Here is a 17,253-nt window from a genome sequence, read left to right as displayed (position 1 = left end):
CTACGACGTGACGTGGGCCTGGTCCCACGCGCTCCACGAGCACCCGGATAGCGTGGACGGCATCATCTACCGGGCGCGGCACGACGATGACGACCTCGCCGTGGCTCTCTTCGAGCGAGCCCGTGATGCCATTGCGGTGCTCGACAGCACTCCGCTGCTCGACCTTTCACTGAGCGCGGAGCTCGGGAGCTGGTTCGACCGTTACGAGATCGGACTGGGGCCGTAAGATCCGTTCGACCGGACCCCACTAGCCTGACGCCGAACATCCTCCGCCTCATCCTGTACGGTACCCATGCGCAAGCTGATCTGGGCGATTCCGGTGCTCGCCGTGGCGGTGGGTTGCTCCGATGAAAAGGTGGCGAGGCTCGCCAGCGACAACGGGAAGCTGGCGCTGTCGTATGCCTGCACGGACTCGGTCCCGCGGCCGCTCGACCCCGGTGCCGGAACCCTCGTACGGGACATGGTGGTGCGGGAGACGTCGGAGCACATCATCGCGGCGCGGGGGAGCACCGCGGGCTCGGCGGAGTCGGCGGCCGTTCGGGCGGCGCATGCGCGCGGGGACATGCCGGCGCTGGCGCGCGCGGTCGCGCGCTACGTCTGCGTGCACGGCGCACCTCCCACCCGCCAGCCGCGTTTTCCCGAGATGGGGAGCACACCGCCGGACGTCGTTCTCACGCCGCTCGGTGCGGCGAAGACGTCCGCCCCCAGGCGCCTCTCCGACCTGAAGGGACGCGCGGTGGTGCTGGTCTTCTGGTCCACGTGGTGCAAGGCGTGCCGCGACGAGTACAGGGTGCTGCAGGAGCTCGCGGCACGCCCGCCGGCCGAGCGCGTGTCGACCTACGCGGTCCTCAGCCACGACTCCGAGGCGACTCTGCGCGCGTGGCAGGAGGAACACGGCTCGGGCGTCCCCTTCATCGCCGATCCGGACAACCGCATCGCGCGGCTCTATCGCGTGTACGGCATTCCCTACACGCTCGTCGTGCGGCCGGATGGGAGCGTGCAGGCCGCGGGACACGTGAGCGCCGGAAAGCTCAAGAGCGCCGTTGCCGAGGCGCTCCGCCACGCGCCTGTCGATCACCTGTCATACAGGTCCGCGCGAAGCCGGTAACGGAAGTCTCACGCAGAGGCGCAGAGACGCAGGAAAGAACCGCAACTGCATGGCTCACACAGAGACACAGAGGCACAGAGAGAACCGCAGAAGGGTTTTCTGTGGCCTTTCAGTTCCTTCTGTGGCCTCTGTGTGAGGCTTTTCGCTGTTGTTCTCTGTCTCCGACGAGGCGGCGGGATTGCCGAATGGCGGATTTCGTTATATTCCTAGTCGGCAATCCCTCGTCGCTCCCCTCGTACCGTCCGCCCCACAAGCCGCCTCAGTGCTCCGACGACTGATCTCCCTCTGGTCCTGGGCGAGCATGCTGATGGTGGGGCTGGTCTGGGTCCCCACCATGGCGCTGCTGTACGTGGTGACCGTGCCGCGCGACCCGGGGCGGTACGCGGTTGGCTGGTGGTTCCGGCGCGCGGCGGTGACGGTGGTGAAGCTCAACCCGCTCTGGCGCTTCCGCACCGAGGGCGTGCGCATCACCGATCCGCGGCGCCCGTACGTGGCCGTCGCGAACCACGAGAGCATCGCGGACATCTTTCTGATCAGCCTTCTCCCCTGGGAGATGAAGTGGCTGGCCAGGCGGACCGCGTTCAACATCCCGCTGATGGGGTGGATGATGCGCATGGCCGGCGACGTGGGCGTGGAGCGCGGAAGCACCCGCAGCCGCGGCCGCGCCCTGGAGCAGTGCCGCGACCGGCTGGAGAGGGGCGTCTCGATCCTCATCATGCCCGAAGGCACCCGCACGCTCGACGGCCGCCTGGGCCCGTTCCAGGACGGCGCGTTCCGCCTGGCGGTGGAGTTGAAGTGCCCGGTGCTCCCCATCGCGGTTGCGGGAGCCAACCATGCGCTCGCCAAGGGGAGCTGGGTGATGAACCCCGCCCGCGCCGTGGCCCGCGTTCTACCTCCGGTGGAGACGGACGGTCTCACGCTGGCGGACGTCCCCGCGCTCCGCGACCGCGTGCGCGCCATGATCGACTCCGCGCGCGACGAGCTGCTCCACGAATTGGGACCGCAGAACGGCCGTGTTACGCTTCCGGCGCCTCGCGGGGTTGCGGAGGCGGAAACGCATGGATAGCGTTGTGGAATGCGGTTGTCTCCCGCGCGCGATAAAAGTGCTAACGCTGTACAGACCCGCTGCATCGCGACCCGGCGCTTGCCGGCCCATCACGACCCGCTTCAGAACCGATCTCGTCCCGCGCCCAAGCAGGGCCGGGCCGCCGACTATCCCGACGACGTCCCGCGAGCCATCCCCGTCCCCGCCAGCATGCGGGGCAGGAGCCGCTCAGCGGGCCCGCCGACCCAGACGCGGGTGGCGGTATCCACCTGGAGGAGCCCCATGGAGAGTGTGAGCACCGCCGCGGTACAGCCGGACCGCTGGCTCGATGAAGTCGAGGCTCCCCCGCCCCCGCGCGCCACGGAGCACGACCTCAACAGCTTCTACTACTCGAGCAGCGACGACGTGCTGGCGGTGCTCACGCCGTACAACGAGTGGTACGACGAGGTGCGCCCCACGGGGTACTTCCTCCTGGGCCAGCCGATGGCCGCCGCGCCGAAGCCGCAGGTGGAGGTGCAGGAGCCGATCGGCAAGCGCCGGCTGCAGCTTCTGAACCTGTCGTCGTACAACTACCTGGGGCTTTCGTACCGCCAGGAGGTGATCGACGCCGCCAAGAGCGCGCTCGACCGCTACGGCCTCGGCGCCGCGGGGTCGCCCATCCTGAGCGGCACCATGGAGGTGCACGAGGAGCTGCAGAACGAGATCGCGCGCTTCAAGGGCACCGAGGCGGCCATAATCTACCCGTCCGGCTACTCCACCAACGTCGGGCTCATCTCGGGGCTGATGCGCGCGGGCGACGTGGTCATCATGGACCAGAACGCCCACGCGAGCTGCGTAGACGGCGCCATCCTGAGCAAGGCGGACACGCGCTTCTTCCGGCACAACCAGCCGGAGAACTTGGAGAAGCAGCTCAAAAAGGTGGCCGGCAAGAAGGTGCTCGTCGTGGTGGAGGGCGTCTACTCCATGGACGGCGACGTCTGCCCCCTCCCCGAGATCGTGGAGGTGACGAAGCGATACGGCGCCCGCATCATGATCGACGAGGCGCACTCGTCCTTCATCTACGGCCCCAACGGCGGCGGGGTGGCGGAGCAGTTCGGGCTCAAGGACGAGATCGACATCCACCTGGGAACGTTCAGCAAGGCGCTGGGCGGGATGGGCGGCTACGTGGCCTGCTCGCTCCAGATGAAGCGCTACCTGGACGCCTTCTCCCGCTCGCGCTTCTTCTCGTGCGCGCTGTCGCCGGTGATCGCGGCGGGGGTGCTGGAGGCGCTCCGCATCGTGCAGCGCGAGCCGGAGCTGCGGGACCGGCTCTGGGCCAACGTCGCGCACATGCGCGGGCTGCTCGCCGAACACGGCGTGGACGTGGGCGAGTCCACCTCGCAGATCATCCCGGTCATGGTGCGCGACGACCGCCGCGTGATGGGGATCGGGCGGCGCATGCAGGAGTCCGGGCTGTACGTGCAGCCCGTGAAGTACCCCGCCGTCACCAAGAACCGCTCGCGCTTCCGCATCTCCGTATCCGCCGCCCACAACTTCGCGCAGCTCGAGCGCGCGAGCGAGATCCTGGTCTCCGTGCTTCGCCAGGAAGGAATCCTCAAATGAGCCAGGACGGCACCACGGTCTACGTCTTCCGCAACGCGGTGGGCGGTTTCTTCGAGTTCCCGGTGGAGCAGGCCCGCGCCATCCTCCCGCGCCACCTGCAGCCGGCGGAGCTGCACCACGGCTCCGGCATCCTGTCGGTGATGGCGTTCGACTTCAGCGAGAGCATGGTGGGCGCGTACCAGGAGGTCATCCTGGGCATCCTCGTCTCGCCGCGCGTGGAGCCGGGGATGGCGATGCCGCACTCCGCCTTCTACCCCTTCCTGCTGGGCACCACCACGCGCGAGGCCCGTGAGCACGCCATCGAGCGCTGGCACCTGCCGCACTACATGCGCGACGTGCAGATGTCGATGGAGCCGGACGCGAGCAACGGCCGCATGATGGTCCGCGTGTCGGACGAGGGACGGCCGATCGTGGAGATGGCGATCACCTCGCACGGATGGCGCGACGCGGCGCAGCTTCACCAGTCGTTCATGTTCGACGAGGCGGGTGGTTTCCTGGCCGAAATCACCATGCAGGGCGCGCTGAGCGAGAGCGAGGAGGAGGGCGGCTACCTGAAGCTCTACCCCCACCCGATGACGGAGCCGCTCGACGAGCTGGAGGAGGTGAGCGAGCTGCCGATCCGCGAGATGTGGATGCGCGGCGGGGTGCAGACCTTTCAGCCGCTGCGCGAGCTCGCCATGACGGTGCAGCCGTGACCCACCGGGTATGCGTCATCGCGAACCCCGCCGCCGGAAGGGGGCGGGGTTCGCGCTTGCTCCCCCGCGTGAAGGCCGCCTTCGCCGCGCACGGAGTCACCGACGTTCGGGTCAGCACGGGGCCGGGGCAGGAGGGCGAGCTGGCCCGGCGCGCCATCGAGGACGGCTTCGACACGCTGGTGGCCGTGGGCGGCGACGGCACCTGGAGCAACGTGGCGAACCAGATCCTGGGCGCGCGCGCCGACGTGCGCCTGGCGCTGCTCGCGGGCGGCACGGGGTGCGACTTCGCCAAGACGACCGGCTCCCCCGCGGGCGACCCGGAGGCCACCGCGCGCCTGGCCGTCGAGGGCCCGGACACGCGGGTGGACGTGGGCCGCATCGAGGACCGCCACTTCCTGAACGTCTCCGGCTTCGGGTTCGACATCGCCGTGCTCGAGGACGTGGGTCGCATCCCCCTGCTGCGCGGCAACGCGCTGTACATGTTCTCCGCCGTCCGCCAGCTGTTCGGCTACCGCGGCGTCGACATCGGGCTGACTACGGCCGCGGGCACCTCGCGCGGGCGGCACCTGATGCTGATCGTGGCCAACGCGCGCAACTTTGGCGGCGCCTTCGCCATCGCGCCGGGCGCGTCGCTCACCGACGGCATGTTGGACGCGGTCAGCATCCTCGACGCCTCGGCCGCGCGCCGCATCTCCATCTTCGGCGCCGCGATCAAGGGAACGCACGTCACCGCGCCCGAGGTCAAGGTGGAGCAGGCGCGCGCCTTCACCCTCGACTTCGACTCGCCCCCCGCCTACGAGACGGACGGCGAGTACAACCGCGCGAGCAGCGCGCGGCTGGAGATCACATCGCTCCCCGCGGCGCTGCGGGTGGTGACGCCGGGGGTGCCGGCGTGAAGGCGGTCACCTTCGCGGCGCCCATCCCACGCTACCTGGTCACCGCCGGCGCCGGGCGGCTGAACTCCGGCCTGTACGTGGGGCCGCACTCCTGCACCCGCCTCTCCGACGCTCCCTCCCCCGCCCTCCCCGGCCCCGACTGGGTGCGCATCCAGACGCGGATGGGCGGCATCTGCGGAAGCGACCTCGGCATTGTGACGCTGAGCGCATCACCCTCCACCTCGCCCTTTTCGTCGTTCCCGTTCACCCCCGGTCACGAAAACGTCGGCACGGTGGCGGAGCTGGGCGCGGCGGTGAAGGGGTGGGGCGTCGGGCAGCGCGTGGTAGTGAATCCCCTGCTCTCCTGCGTCCCGCGCGGCGTCGAGCCCCTCTGCGCCGGCTGCGCGGACGGTCACCCTTCGCGTTGCGAGCACTTCACCGACGGCCACCTCGCGCCCGGGATGCTCATCGGCACCACGAAGGGCCTGGGCGGCGGCTGGGGCGAGGAGTTCGTGGCGCACCAGAGCCAGCTCGTCGCGGTGCCGGACTCGCTGGCCGACGAGGAGGCGGTGCTGATCGAGCCGCTCGCCTGCTCCGTCCAGGCCGTGCGCGCGAACCTGCCGCCCGCCGGTGCGCGCGTGCTGGTGATCGGCTCGGGCGCCATCGGCCTCGTGACCGTCGCCGCCCTCCAGGCGCTCGCCCCCACCGCGGACGTGACGATCGTGGCGCGGTACCCCTTCCAGGCCGAGCAGGCCGAGCGCCTGGGCGCCGCCCGCACCGTCAGCGGCCGCGGCGACTACTTCGAGGCGCTGGCCGAGATCTCGGGCGCACGCCTCCTCAAGCCGATTATCGGCAAGCGCATCGCGGTGGGCGGGTTCGACCAGGTGTACGTGTGCGTGGGCGGCGTGCGCGGCATGGAGGACGCGCTCCGCTTCACCCGCTCCGGCGGCACCATCGTGCTCCTGGGCAACAGCACGCAGCTCAACGGGATCGACTGGAGCCCGGTCTGGCTCAAGGAGCTGACCATCCGCGGCAGCCTCTGCTACAGCGGCCACTCCCACGGCGGCGCCGGCGCCCACGCCTTCACCGAAGCCGCCGCCCTCGTCGCCGACGGCCGCGCCCGCCTCGCCCCCCTCCTTACCCACACCTTCCGCCTCGACCAGCTCCGCGACGCCCTCCTCACCGCGATGGACAAGAAGGGGAGCGGGAGCATCAAGGTGGCGTTCCGGTACTGATTGGCCGGGCGCGGAGATACCCGCCTAGAGCGGAGCCCATCCTGTGTTTCAAGTCGGTCAGGTGACACAATAAGGGTTCTTCTACCGCGCCTGACGGAAGTCATTGAGGGCCTGCTCGAAGCTGTCCCTCGCCAGCGGGAGAAGATACAACCTTATGCGGACAGCGGCGGCGAATGCGGAGAGCGTCCCCGGCTGCGGGTGGCCGTCCCACAGGTACTCCATGCAGAGGGTCGCCACCGCGTAAAGTCGATGAGAGGCGGTCGACTTGGCAACAGCCCTGATGAGCTCCGCAGCCACATCGATCGCGTCTTGAGCGAGCGAGTAGACGCCTGACAGCCGGGCGAATACCCTCATTACACTCGGATCGACCAAAAACCCCGCCTCGAACAGCACCGCCTCAAATAAGCTTGAAGAGACCGGTACGTGCACATGCTGGAGTTCCACGAGCCGCGTGAGGTGCCGGTGGTACTCGGCGGATTCCAGCATACGCCGCGCATGCAACGACGTAAGAAGCGCCGAACTCGAGAATCCCCGTACTTGCTTGCCACAATCTCCGGGAGACACGAGGCGCAACCCCAGGTCGTCCGCGTGCACCGGTATGTTCAGCGCGACCCCCAGAACGTAGGAGTCGTATGAGCTGGTGCCGATGGCCTCACGCCACCACCGATCCGCAGTCGTGAGCGAATTGGAAGGCAGCGGTTCGACGGAGCACGTGTCACGAACCCAGCGAAGGACCTCCTCCCGCTCCGCCTTAGCGGTGCGAAGCTCTTCATGAGTAAACTCGTGGAGGACGAGCCGGCCTCCGGTCGAGCTCAGTGTCTGTCGGCTCTCACCCAGCGGTTTCTCAAGCTCCCTGAGCTCGTCGGCGAGATCGTCGACGAGGGACCGAGGTACGATCAGGCGCACAAACCACTCAGGTAGTTGATGTCGAAACCCGAGCTCACCCGCAGTGAGGAGCGCTGACCGTGTCAGAACGATAGTTGGCTGGGACGCCTCCCGCACAGCCAACTCGAAGTGCAGCGCATCCCCGAACTCCGCATACAGATGCTTGCCATCGGTACCGGCAAGGTAAGCATAAACATCAGGAATTCTGCGTCCCAGTATTGCGGCGAGAGATCCCAGCGGGACCCTCAGCTCCTCGTATACGCGCACCGCTTCGTCGGCACCTGCTGCGCGCTGAAACACCGACTGAATGACGGGCGCGAACCGCTGGAGAGAGGGCTCCTCACCGATGTGGACCTGCTGCATGATCCGGCTGTCGGGGTGCTCCTGACCGAACCGGCTCAGAATCTGATGAAACATGTGCAGCAGCACTGGCTTCAACTCGGCTACCTCGTATACCGCCTCCGTCGGCGCCCCAGGCCGCCGCACAACGCGTTCTCCTTTTGTCAACCCGATGAGTGACTGAACGACCGGGTCCGTGGGTAGGTACTCTCCGCGTGACGGATCTACTGGTTCATCGGCGAAAATCGTGTACTCCTGTCGCTCCCCGCTCTGTCCCACAAGAACCACGTGCACCCCGGCCGCAACCTTGGTGGGGGGAGTGCTCAGAACCGAATCCCTACGACTCAGGAACATATGGGCGAACGCACCCTTGAGCCTCTCATCGGAACGGTCCCGCCGGACAGCGTGAAGCGCCATCTCCAAGCCGGCGCCGACGCGGCCTACTTCAAACAGTAGTTGCGCGAAGCCCATCTCCTCGGTTGGAGTGAGTACCGAGAGGTGCGTAAAGCCATCGAGAACGGCCGCAGCCGTTTCCCGATCGCCCAGACGCAGGTGCGCGTGTGCAAGGTTGAGGTGCGCATCTGCGCGCCCCGGCTCCACTTTGATCCACTCTGAAAGGGTGCGGAGCTCGCCCGGTACGTCCCCCCGGACGTGTGCGAGCCAACTCTGGACCTCGAGCACCCACGCAGAGCGGATCCCGTCGCGGTTTGCGCGGTCTACGACTTCTGCAACCCGTTCGTAATCGCCAGCCTCGTGCAGCCACTTCACGTAACGCCGGCGCGTGTCCTCGTCGGCACTAGCTGCGTCCGCCGCGGTCAGCTGCGCCAGCGCAGCCTCCAGATCGCCCTGGCGACGGAGGAACGATGCCCACTCCATCCGCGCTCCGACCTGATCGTTCGTAGAAGCGGTCTCGACAGCGCGGCGATACAGGACATTCGCCCCGTGCGCGTCCCCCGACCGGTCCGCAATCCTGGCGCGGAGGATGGTTTGGAACCAGTAGTCCGCTTCGGTGACGGTGGCGAGCAGATCCACCGCGGCGTCGATCAGCTCCGCCTCCAGCGCAATCTCCGCGAGCATGGTCCTGATCTGTGCCTCGTTCGGTGCGCCGAAAGCCCTGCGGAGTGCCTCTATCAGCGCAGACCGCACCTGCTCGGCGGACTGACCGGTAGCCCGAAGTATGGAAGGGCGGAGCGCCCCAAGCATCGGATCATTTCCGAGTTCAGGATGGTCCGCGAGGAGTTCAGCAGCTTCACCGGGCCTATCGCGCTCCAGGTAAGCCGCTGACAGGGTGAACACCGCCGCGGTGGAGCTGGGATCGTTCCGAACCGCCGCACGAAGATCCTGCAGCTCGCCGTCTGCATCCCCGAGTCGGCCCCGGACGGCGGCCCGAAGCAGGAGTGCCTGGCTGACATATCGTGGCTTCTCGTCGTCCTCTGGAACTGTAACCAGGAGTTCATCCACCACTCGCCGCGCCGCGTTCAGATCACAAGCGGCATGCACCGGGTCCGACGATCGGCTCCGGGCGATGTACGCATGCGCGAGGAGCAGCATTCGGGAGTAACCGGACGCCCCAGCCGCACCGGCGGCATCTTCGAGCAACTGGATCGCGGAAGTCCATTCTTCTTTTACAAGCGCGGCGTTGGCTCGCGAGACGAGCACCTCCGGGGCTCTCGCGATCGCCTCGGGGACATCCACCTCCTGCCCGGCGGCAGTCGCTGCGTCGCAGAGGATCGCCCATGCGGACGCGGACGCTTGATCCAAGGCGACCGCACGCTGCGCAAAGCCGATAGCCTCGTCATTGTGGCCAAGCGATGAATGCACTGCGGCCATGATGGCGAGGGTCGAAAACTCCCGGGGGTTGTATGTCAGAGCCTTCTGCAGTCGCTCCCGAGCCTCTGCAGTGCGGCCGACTCGGTACAGTACGATACCGGAGTACCGGTGCAAACGCTCCAACTCCACATCGACAGCCGGCGGGGCGGAGTCGCGCTCCATCGCGTCAAGCGCCGCCAGCGCCGACGCCAGTTTCCCGCTGTTGATCAGCTCTCTGACTAGGTCGAGCTTCGCAGACCAACGGGTTTGCTCCGCCTCGGGGGCAGGCGGTATGGCAACATGCGCGGGCTGATTGGCCGCGATCTGCCGCACGAGGGCGAGTGTTTCGATGGCGCGTTGGTGGCTCTCGTGAGCTTCGGGTGCACTGTAACTGACGTGGACAGTTACGTAGTCTCCCGTAACGATGGTGCTCCTGTCCGCGTTTCCGCCGATCGCGACAGCGCGAGCGCCTGCTGCTACCGCAGAACTCGTGTCCATGCCGGACTGCGTTGGCGTCTCAACTCCTTGGGAGTGTGCGTCGGAGTCGGAATTCGCTCCAGCGAGCAGGCTCCTCAATCCGCGACTCAGCCAGCTCCAGAAGCGCATTCGGGTCAGTCTCCGCGTGTGCGGCCCCGACCGACCGAGTTGCTATTCGGCGAGTTGACGCGGGCCTGGTCGCCTGTAATGATGAGGCTTTCCCGCACGTCCCCGCCGATGGCGACACTCCGGTCGCCGTGCGCGGAGACGGATTCGGTGCGGACGGACTCAAGCCACCCCGCCACCTCTTCCGCGAGATCCGGTTCCTGCTGGAGAAGCTTGCGAAGCTGAAGCCGGAGCGCCGCGAGAGCATCCGGGTCTTCGGGCGCTGCGATGACGTCCTGTGTTGCCGGGCCGATAGGCGGCTTCCCGTCACTAGGTGCGGAAATCCGTTCCCAAAGCCGGCGGAGCCTCTCCCAAGCTGTCTCGCTCAGCGCGCGGGCAGCGGTTCCGGCAGCGTCCTTGGCTACACTCGTAGCCTGCTCCGCCAGTTGCGTCCGGAACCCCGTTAACGCAGGAAGGTACGGGCCGATCAGGTTAATGAACTCCGCAGCGGTCGTGGAAATGTCGAGCATGAGTGAACTAGGGCGGAGGGTATTGGCGTCGCCGGGAGTCGGCACTATCCATTCACGTTGGCTCCCATGCCGGTTTCGCACCAGAATTTTGTGTTAGTGGGTGGATTCCGATTGCGCCGGACCAGCACAAATGCTCGACGGACTGCCGGATGGACTGGCGGAAGGCGGGCAAGAAGCGCATTGCCGATAGAGACCACCCGAACACAACATGGGCGGATGCCCTTGCACTGTCAGGGCTTCCGCCGATTTACACGCGCCCAGGCGTGCGCCACGGTGCGCGGCACGAACACCGACTCGCCGCAGTGCCGGCGCAACCCCCCGGGTCACCCACATCGCACGCGATCTCGCCGCCCAAGGCGGCGTTCCGGTACTGATCGGCTGGTGGGGCCGGGACCACCCGTAGAACGTTGACGCGGTAACCCTCAAGCGAAGGGTTGCCGCCCGCTGTACGCCTGGGGCCACCCCTCCTTTCGCTCACATTGAGACGAAAGCGTGGGCTGGCGCTGCGAACCGGACAGAACGTACACTGCCGAAGCACGCGAGTGTTGGCGAAAGCGAATCGGTGTGAGCCAATCGTCCAGGCGAATGCAAGCAGCGAGCACTTCTTTGGCACCCGGCGGAGCGCGCAATATACTCGCCCGGTACAACGGGCCAAATAGATGGACCCCCATTCCTCCTGCGCCTCTTCTTATGCCGCGCCCCAAGCGACCGCAGCCGAAGAACGGCCTGACCTTTCCCCCGCCTCCAAGCTGGCCGCGCGACGAAACCGCCCTCCTGGTGGAGACGGACGCACCGTTGGCACTCCTGCTGTGGCAGCGCGCGCGAGACGTGCGCCTGTGGGCGATCGCGGGAGAAGGAAGCCGCGCCGGGCTCTTCGCACGTCAGGAGCCGGAAGGTCTTGAATGCCGCTCGGAAGCCCTGGCGATCCCGATGCGGGCATTGGCGGCGTTGGTGCAATACCCTGAACACGTGAGCGGCCCCGGCACTTCGGCCGCGTGCCTCGCGATCAGCGAGTGGGCCGAAGGTGAGCTGATGCCGGAAACGGCGCTGCACTTCGCGGAGGCCGCCGCGCTGGCCGACCCCACCAGCGCCCGCGCCGCCGCGCTGGCCGGGACCGCGTGCACCGCACAGGCTGCTGACCAGCGGGCCGAGCTGTGGCTGACGAGGGCCGTCCGGACCGCGAGACGCACGCAGGATTGGGAGTGGCACGCGCGAGCCTATCTGCGGCTCGGCTTACTCTTCTACGAGCTTGGCGACGTGGTGCGCGCACGGCGGGCGCACAACCGCGCACGGTGGTCGGCGTTCCGCTCCGGGCACTACACCTTCGCCGCGACGGCGCATCACAACCTCCTGCTGGTCGAGTGTTCGGCCGGTACCTTTGCCGCGGGCGACCGCCACGCCCGGCTCGCCCTGGACCTGTACTCGGCTCGCCACCCCCGCCTGCCGCACCTGACGCACGACGTTGGGTGCTTGATGGCGCTCCACGGTGCTCACGCGGATGCGCTGGCCCTGCTGGACGCGGCGCTGCCATTCTTCACGCGGCCGTGGGAGCGCGTGGCGATGATGGGGACGGTGGCACTCGCGGCGGCCGGCGCGGGTCAGCGGCAGCGGCACGCGGAGGCCGTCGCGGACCTGTTGCTGCTTGGCTCCTTCGCCGAGACGCATGCGGCCGGATCTCTGTCGCTCGCCGCGGAAGGCGCGGCCCTGCTTGGCGACACAGAGCGCGCGCACGGTCTGGCCGCTCGCGCGCTGGAGGTGGCGGAGCGCCGCCGGGAGCGGGAACCGCTGCGGCGGGCTAAGCGGGTATTAGACGGAGGTGGGAATCAGCGAGAGGCACCGCCCCCCGCTGATCGTGTCGCCTCACTCCGGTCCCTCTTCCTGGCTCGCCTGCGCGCCCTGCGGGCCAGCTCTGAAGCGGATACGCGCATCGACGTGCGTCAGTTCACCATGTCCGGCCGTACGTAGGACTCAGCCCCCGCCGCCCATTCCGAGCCCGCCGCGCTCGACTGCCGGAGTGGTATCGGACGTGACCTCCGTCGTTCCGGCCGTGCTCGCATCGTTCGTCGTGTCCGGCGGCGTCACGATCCCGCCGCCACCCATCCCGATGCCGTCAAACACCGGCCGCGACGGAGCCGCGCCGCTGATGGAGTCCGCATCCGCGCACGCGCCCAGCGCGGAGCACGTCAGCAGCAGGGCCAGAGCAATCCGGGGAGCTTTCATCTTTCGCCATCCTGTTGTGTAGTGGGGGGAACCGCGAAGGGTCCCCAATTATGATGTGGGGCGTACCGTTTGCGCCAGTTACGTAGGCCTGCCTCTCCAGCGACCGATCCACTCACTGTAAACCAGCGCCCAGACCGCACGTGCGTGCTGCGGGCGACGGCGTGCGCGTTCAGCCAGTCCACTCGTCTGGATGGAGGGTGCCCCACCCACGTAGCGTCTGCAAAGGCGAAGTCGCCCATGTCAGGCCACCTGGGGGGAGAATACGATGGACGAATCGCAGCCAACCCGCTTGCGTTGGACGCGCGAGGAACTGGACGCTCTCCGCTTCCTGCGCCTGCTGGCGATCCGCCGCGCGGGCTATGAAGTGCAGGGGGTGCGCGGCTGGGCTCACATCGCCGACCTGCGGGACCACTTGGCCGGCTATTTTCCAGAAGTTCTCCCCCGGCTCCATAAGCGGGGCTTCGTGACCCGCGCCGACGTGCGCGCGCCCGGGCAGAAGCGGCCGATGTGGGTGTATCGGATCAGCGAGCGCGGCCTGGCGGTGATGAACGAGGCCGAGCCGAAGGAGCACAAGCCTGTCCCCCGGCCGCGCACGGAGGATACGGGCGGGGCGGTGTACGCGCCCGACCGCCAGCGCGGCGCGCTCCGGCTGCTGCGCGAAGCGTACGACGACGCGGCCGTGCCGGAGCGGTTCGGCGGACGCGGCTGGGTGAGCGGGCGCGAGCTTGGCGCCCGCGTGGACGTGCACAACTTCACGCAACGCGACGAGCGCCAACCGCACATCGCGATCGACGGCACGGACCTTCACTGGCTCATCCGATGGGGTTTTGCGGAGCGCCGGAACGATCCGGACCGGGCGGGGGTGGTCTACTGGCGCGCCACCGAGGCGGGCAGGACGGTGCGCCTGCTGGACTGGAGGCCGGTGCCGGCGTGGGAATGACGCCGCGCCCTGATCGCGATGGACAACAAGGGGAACGGGAGCATCAAGGTGGCGTTCCGGTATTGATCGAGCGAACGTCTCTCACTCTTTTCAGACGTGAGGCGGACGAGGCGCGCCGCACCGCCCCGCTGACACCACTCACCCCCGGCAGCCCCGCCACGCGCATGAAGATCTCCATCCACTCCCTCGACTCTGCACCCGAGGAGCTGTACGAGCAGCTTCCGCTAGAAGCGGTTCTCCTTCGTGAGATTCCAGGCTCGGACCGTCCAGACTACTGGATTGCGGAGCTGCAAACGCCAATCATCTGGAATCGCGACGGTGCGCCGCACTCTGTTTCGCACCTGATCGTGGTGGCGCGCCTGGTAGGAACGAGCATCGTCGCCGGAATGAGAAACCTGGCAATCGGTATTGCGTTCGTGACGGATCAATCGCTCCTGCGAGACTCGCGGCTCGACTTCGCCAAGTGCCACTACTCCGCAGTTGGGATTGCCGACGAGGTTGGTTGATGCGGGAAGGCGACCGAAGCCGATCGGCGGGCGTTCAGTCGGGATAGCCGAGCCCGGGCCCAAGAAGGCGCATGCCGTGCGCGTCGAACAGCTGCTTCATCTCGTCGATCGAGAGCGCCTCGTGGACCGGCGGGTCCGTGAACCGGCCGAGCTCGCGAAAGAACTGCTCCAGGCGGCCGGCGGGCTGGTACACTTCGAGGACCGTGGCCGGCTCCTCGCCCCGCGATGCCCACGCATGCGCCACGGTGCGCGGCACGAATACCGACTCACCGCGGAGCAGGCGCAACCGCCGGTCGCCCACGTCGCAGGCGATCTCGCCGTCGACGACGTAGAGCCACTCGTCCTGCTCGTGGTGGGAGTGCCGCGGCCAGCCGTTGCGCCCACGGAACTCGAAGACGGACATCGCGCCGCCGGTATCCGCCGCCGCCACCTTGCAGTCGTTCGGCTCCCCGGCGAGCCGCACGCGCTCGCCAAAACGGTCGTCCCCCGCGCCGACGGTGAACCCCGCGAAGATCTGCTCGTCGTTCATCGGTTTCCTCCCTTCCAGGTGGTCGATGGTGTGGTCGATCGTCTCCAGCAGCCGCCGCGACCGCGCGAGCCTTTCCTCCAGTGCCACGCGGTGCGCCCGCAGCGCGTCGACCCGCTGGAAGTCGGCCCGGCCGAGGAGCTCCCGGATCTGCCGCAGCTCGAACCCGAGCTCCCGGTAGAAGAGGATCTGCTGGAGGGTCAGGAGCTGCGGCTCCTCGTAGAAGCGGTAACCGTTCGCGCCGGTGTAGGCGGGCTTCAGCAGGCCCTCCTCGTCGTAAAAGTGCAGCGTGCGCACGCTGACGCCCGACAGCCGCGCTACCTGCTTGACCGTGTAGGCCATCGCTCTCCTCCCCCTCTCCGGTGGACCCTTCCCCCACGGGTGCGTCGCAAGCTAAGGGATCACGCAACGTGAGGGTCAATGGGCACGCACATGCCCCGCCTTTCCGCAAATGACAGGAAGGGGAGCGGGAGCATCAAGGTGGCGTTCCGGTACTGACCACCAACGCACACGAGTCGGGGGCGACCGCCATGCGACCGCCCCCGGATTCGTTTGATGCACGCCATCCCGGGCGACGCTCCGCCGGACCTACATCGCGTGCGCCGTCCCATGCGCCCCATCGCCGCGCAGCGTTCCGGCGAGCTCCGGGCGCAGGGCGACCGCGAGCGCCAGGAGGAGGAGCCCGGCGCCCACCGCGCGGGCCGTCCACCCGTCAAGAGGCAGCACCTTTTCGGCGAGGACGACCAGGGTGATGACCGCCACCCACGGGAGACCCATCGCCCCGGCGGCCACCAGGATCGCCATCAGCCCCCAGCAGCAGCCGATGCAGTACGCCCCGTGGCGCACCGCGAGTCCCAGGGTCGCCGCGTAGCCGCTTCGCCAGCGCCGCATGAGGAAGTCCAGCGGCGATTCGCAGTGGCGGAGGCAGGCGCGCTTGGCGGCCGTGAACTGGTAGGCCCCGGCGGCGGTGAGCACGGCCGCTACCGCGTACGGCCATGCGACGTGGAACGAGGGCCAGCGGCCGACTAGCCATCCCACCACCACGTAGCCTCCGTACACCGGCACGCCAGCCGCCAGCCAGAGGAGGAGGTACACTACCGCGAAAAGGGGCGCCGGCAGCACGCGGTCGCCGTCGCCGGAGAGCCGGCGGCTGACGGTGCGGTACAGCAGGATCATGGGGGCGGCACCGGGGAGCATCATCGCCGCCATCATCACTCCCCACTGCCCGGTGAACGACGCCGCATCCCCGAGCGACGGCGCGCCGCCGGGCGCGGACATATCCATGGCGGACATCTGGCGGAGCATGACCACCCACGCCAGAAGCGCGGCGCCCAGGACGAGGGACGCCGCGCCGGGCCACGCGACGGCCGGCTTCGCGAGGCCGCCGGCCCTCACGGACCCTGGTACTCGAACGGCGCGGCGGCCGCGTAGCGCCCGGAGTGGTCGAAGCTCACCGGCCCCGAGATGCGGAACGTCGACGATGCGCCGAGATCCGCCTCGCGGAAGACGAATCCCTCCGGGAGGATGGCGCGCGCGTGCGTCTCGGCGCCGGTGACCTTGTTGCGCACCGGCTCCATCTCCAGCGTGATGAGATCGCCGGCGTGCACGCTGCTCGAAAACCCTTCGACGATGACCTCGAACGGCGCGAACCGCGGGGGATGAACCGTGTCGATGGTGGTGCCGATGATCTTCCACGGGCCGCCCGCTCGTCCGGAAACGAGGGTGAGGAGCGCCTCGCGCTGCGCGTCGTCGGCCCGCTCGTCGATCACCACGAGCGCCTCGCCCCGACCCTCGTGGATGGCGCCAGGCCAGTTGACCGCCACCCCAAAGGAGAGGCCGGAGAGCTCTACCTCGCCGAAGCTGCCCTGCTCTACGTGCCAGTTCCAGTTGCCCTCGCACTTCCCGGTGGTTGGAAGGCCGTTGAAGTTGCACGGGCAGCCGTAATCGCAGTTGCACGCGAGGATCACGTGGCCGCCGATCCGCCAGGCGGGGATCGCGTCGGCCGTGCCGCTGGGTGAGGGGGGCGTGGACATGGGGGTATGCTTGATCGGAGGGGGACGCGTGGGTGCCCGGCGGCCGGATCTCTCGCCGCCCGGCGTGCGGGGCTGACGCAGGGTGCTCCCGCGGCAGGCCCGTGTCAAGAGTCAGCTCAGCGGCTGCGCCCGCGAGAGGGGAGCTGTGCTGCCTTGCGTGAAGCAACCTCTCACCGGATCACGATCGGCTGCTTGACCATGAGATCGCCACCACTTCGAACCTCGAGCTGGTATTCACCGGGCCGGTCGAGCACCAGCTCGTAGCCGAAGGTCTCTCCCACCGTGGTTCGTCAAAGCTTCAGATTGCACGGGCGCACCCGCTT

The 17,253-nt window shown here is 68.1% G+C and carries 17 protein-coding genes; 10 read left to right on the top strand and 7 right to left on the bottom strand.

The window, feature by feature from the left end:
• The 3 genes from VF647_00340 to VF647_00330 all read left to right on the top strand — a co-directional run.
• The coding region (locus tag VF647_00340) for an RES family NAD+ phosphorylase (GenBank protein HEX8450504.1) at positions 1-226 on the top strand (226 nt) is incomplete at its 5' end.
• 66 nt (positions 227-292) lie between these two features.
• Positions 293-1,108, top strand: coding sequence for a TlpA disulfide reductase family protein (locus VF647_00335; GenBank protein HEX8450503.1), 816 nt, complete (start codon positions 293-295; stop codon positions 1,106-1,108).
• A gap of 262 nt (positions 1,109-1,370) precedes the next feature.
• Entirely contained in the window at positions 1,371-2,174 is an 804-nt protein-coding gene (locus tag VF647_00330) for a lysophospholipid acyltransferase family protein (protein HEX8450502.1), read from the top strand.
• Positions 2,175-2,320: 146 nt separating this feature from the next.
• Here the strand turns inward: VF647_00330 and VF647_00325 are convergent, their stop codons facing one another.
• The gene (locus VF647_00325; protein ID HEX8450501.1) at positions 2,321-2,452 is read right to left on the bottom strand and encodes a hypothetical protein; all 132 of its coding nucleotides are present in this window, start codon (positions 2,450-2,452) and stop codon (positions 2,321-2,323) included.
• Between VF647_00325 and VF647_00320 the strand changes: the two genes are divergently transcribed.
• Genes VF647_00320 through VF647_00305 form a run of 4 tightly spaced genes read left to right on the top strand, consistent with a single transcriptional unit; the run spans position 2,436 to position 6,560 of the window.
• A complete protein-coding gene (locus tag VF647_00320) occupies positions 2,436-3,755 on the top strand; it encodes a pyridoxal phosphate-dependent aminotransferase family protein (GenBank protein HEX8450500.1) in 1,320 nt (439 codons plus the stop codon). The two genes, VF647_00325 and VF647_00320, sit on opposite strands and share 17 nt — an antisense overlap.
• Positions 3,752-4,450 carry an acetoacetate decarboxylase family protein gene (locus VF647_00315; GenBank protein ID HEX8450499.1) on the top strand — a complete coding sequence of 233 codons (699 nt, stop codon included), beginning with the start codon at positions 3,752-3,754 and terminating at the stop codon, positions 4,448-4,450. Before VF647_00320 ends, VF647_00315 begins: the two co-directional genes overlap by 4 nt.
• Positions 4,447-5,346, top strand: a complete 900-nt coding sequence (locus tag VF647_00310) for a diacylglycerol kinase family protein (protein ID HEX8450498.1) — start codon at positions 4,447-4,449, stop codon at positions 5,344-5,346. Before VF647_00315 ends, VF647_00310 begins: the two co-directional genes overlap by 4 nt.
• A complete protein-coding gene (locus VF647_00305; GenBank protein HEX8450497.1) occupies positions 5,343-6,560 on the top strand; it encodes an alcohol dehydrogenase catalytic domain-containing protein in 1,218 nt (405 codons plus the stop codon). Before VF647_00310 ends, VF647_00305 begins: the two co-directional genes overlap by 4 nt.
• 81 nt (positions 6,561-6,641) lie before the next feature.
• Here the strand turns inward: VF647_00305 and VF647_00300 are convergent, their stop codons facing one another.
• Positions 6,642-10,199: a hypothetical protein gene (locus VF647_00300; GenBank protein HEX8450496.1), complete on the bottom strand. Its 3,558-nt coding sequence runs from the start codon at positions 10,197-10,199 to the stop codon at positions 6,642-6,644.
• Positions 10,200-10,204: 5 nt separating this feature from the next.
• The gene (locus VF647_00295; protein ID HEX8450495.1) at positions 10,205-10,705 is read right to left on the bottom strand and encodes a hypothetical protein; all 501 of its coding nucleotides are present in this window, start codon (positions 10,703-10,705) and stop codon (positions 10,205-10,207) included.
• Between the two features lie 795 nt (positions 10,706-11,500).
• Here VF647_00295 and VF647_00290 point away from each other — a divergent pair.
• On the top strand, positions 11,501-12,670 hold the full coding sequence (locus VF647_00290) for a hypothetical protein (protein HEX8450494.1): 1,170 nt from the start codon (positions 11,501-11,503) through the stop codon (positions 12,668-12,670).
• Positions 12,671-12,673: 3 nt separating this feature from the next.
• Here VF647_00290 and VF647_00285 read toward each other — a convergent pair whose 3' ends face one another.
• Positions 12,674-12,925 (bottom strand): hypothetical protein, encoded by a 252-nt coding sequence (locus VF647_00285; GenBank protein HEX8450493.1) that lies wholly within the window; start codon positions 12,923-12,925, stop codon positions 12,674-12,676.
• 265 nt (positions 12,926-13,190) lie between these two features.
• On the opposite strand from VF647_00285, the gene VF647_00280 reads away from it, so the two are divergent.
• The gene (locus tag VF647_00280) at positions 13,191-13,865 is read left to right on the top strand and encodes a hypothetical protein (GenBank protein ID HEX8450492.1); all 675 of its coding nucleotides are present in this window, start codon (positions 13,191-13,193) and stop codon (positions 13,863-13,865) included.
• On the top strand, positions 13,862-14,371 hold the full coding sequence (locus VF647_00275; GenBank protein HEX8450491.1) for a hypothetical protein: 510 nt from the start codon (positions 13,862-13,864) through the stop codon (positions 14,369-14,371). Before VF647_00280 ends, VF647_00275 begins: the two co-directional genes overlap by 4 nt.
• A 34-nt stretch (positions 14,372-14,405) precedes the next feature.
• Here VF647_00275 and VF647_00270 read toward each other — a convergent pair whose 3' ends face one another.
• The 3 genes from VF647_00270 to VF647_00260 all read right to left on the bottom strand — a co-directional run bounded on the left by VF647_00270 (position 14,406) and on the right by VF647_00260 (position 16,930).
• Positions 14,406-15,239: a MerR family transcriptional regulator gene (locus tag VF647_00270; GenBank protein ID HEX8450490.1), complete on the bottom strand. Its 834-nt coding sequence runs from the start codon at positions 15,237-15,239 to the stop codon at positions 14,406-14,408.
• Positions 15,240-15,485: 246 nt separating this feature from the next.
• Positions 15,486-16,292 carry a DUF2182 domain-containing protein gene (locus VF647_00265; GenBank protein ID HEX8450489.1) on the bottom strand — a complete coding sequence of 269 codons (807 nt, stop codon included), beginning with the start codon at positions 16,290-16,292 and terminating at the stop codon, positions 15,486-15,488.
• The gene (locus VF647_00260) at positions 16,289-16,930 is read right to left on the bottom strand and encodes a DUF1326 domain-containing protein (GenBank protein ID HEX8450488.1); all 642 of its coding nucleotides are present in this window, start codon (positions 16,928-16,930) and stop codon (positions 16,289-16,291) included. The genes VF647_00265 and VF647_00260 overlap by 4 nt, the downstream gene beginning before the upstream one ends.
• Between the last annotated feature and the right edge of the window lie 323 nt (positions 16,931-17,253).

The sequence above is a fragment of the Longimicrobium sp. genome (genome assembly GCA_036387335.1).
In the GTDB taxonomy this organism is placed as follows: domain Bacteria; phylum Gemmatimonadota; class Gemmatimonadetes; order Longimicrobiales; family Longimicrobiaceae; genus Longimicrobium.
Note: the sequence above shows the minus strand (reverse complement) of the source record. Positions and strands in the feature narration are given on the sequence as shown.

Bases quoted from the DNA above. Each gene is read 5' to 3' on its own strand.
- VF647_00285 (HEX8450493.1), bottom strand. From the start codon at position 12,925: ATGAAAGCTCCCCGGATTGCTCTGGCCCTGCTGCTGACGTGCTCCGCG.
- VF647_00280 (HEX8450492.1), top strand. From the start codon at position 13,191: ATGGACGAATCGCAGCCAACCCGCTTGCGTTGGACGCGCGAGGAACTG.
- VF647_00295 (HEX8450495.1), bottom strand. From the start codon at position 10,705: ATGCTCGACATTTCCACGACCGCTGCGGAGTTCATTAACCTGATCGGC.
- VF647_00315 (HEX8450499.1), top strand. From the start codon at position 3,752: ATGAGCCAGGACGGCACCACGGTCTACGTCTTCCGCAACGCGGTGGGC.
- VF647_00270 (HEX8450490.1), bottom strand. From the start codon at position 15,239: ATGGCCTACACGGTCAAGCAGGTAGCGCGGCTGTCGGGCGTCAGCGTG.
- VF647_00300 (HEX8450496.1), bottom strand. From the start codon at position 10,199: ATGCGCTTCTGGAGCTGGCTGAGTCGCGGATTGAGGAGCCTGCTCGCT.
- VF647_00275 (HEX8450491.1), top strand. From the start codon at position 13,862: ATGACGCCGCGCCCTGATCGCGATGGACAACAAGGGGAACGGGAGCAT.
- VF647_00335 (HEX8450503.1), top strand. From the start codon at position 293: ATGCGCAAGCTGATCTGGGCGATTCCGGTGCTCGCCGTGGCGGTGGGT.
- VF647_00260 (HEX8450488.1), bottom strand. From the start codon at position 16,930: ATGTCCACGCCCCCCTCACCCAGCGGCACGGCCGACGCGATCCCCGCC.
- VF647_00320 (HEX8450500.1), top strand. From the start codon at position 2,436: ATGGAGAGTGTGAGCACCGCCGCGGTACAGCCGGACCGCTGGCTCGAT.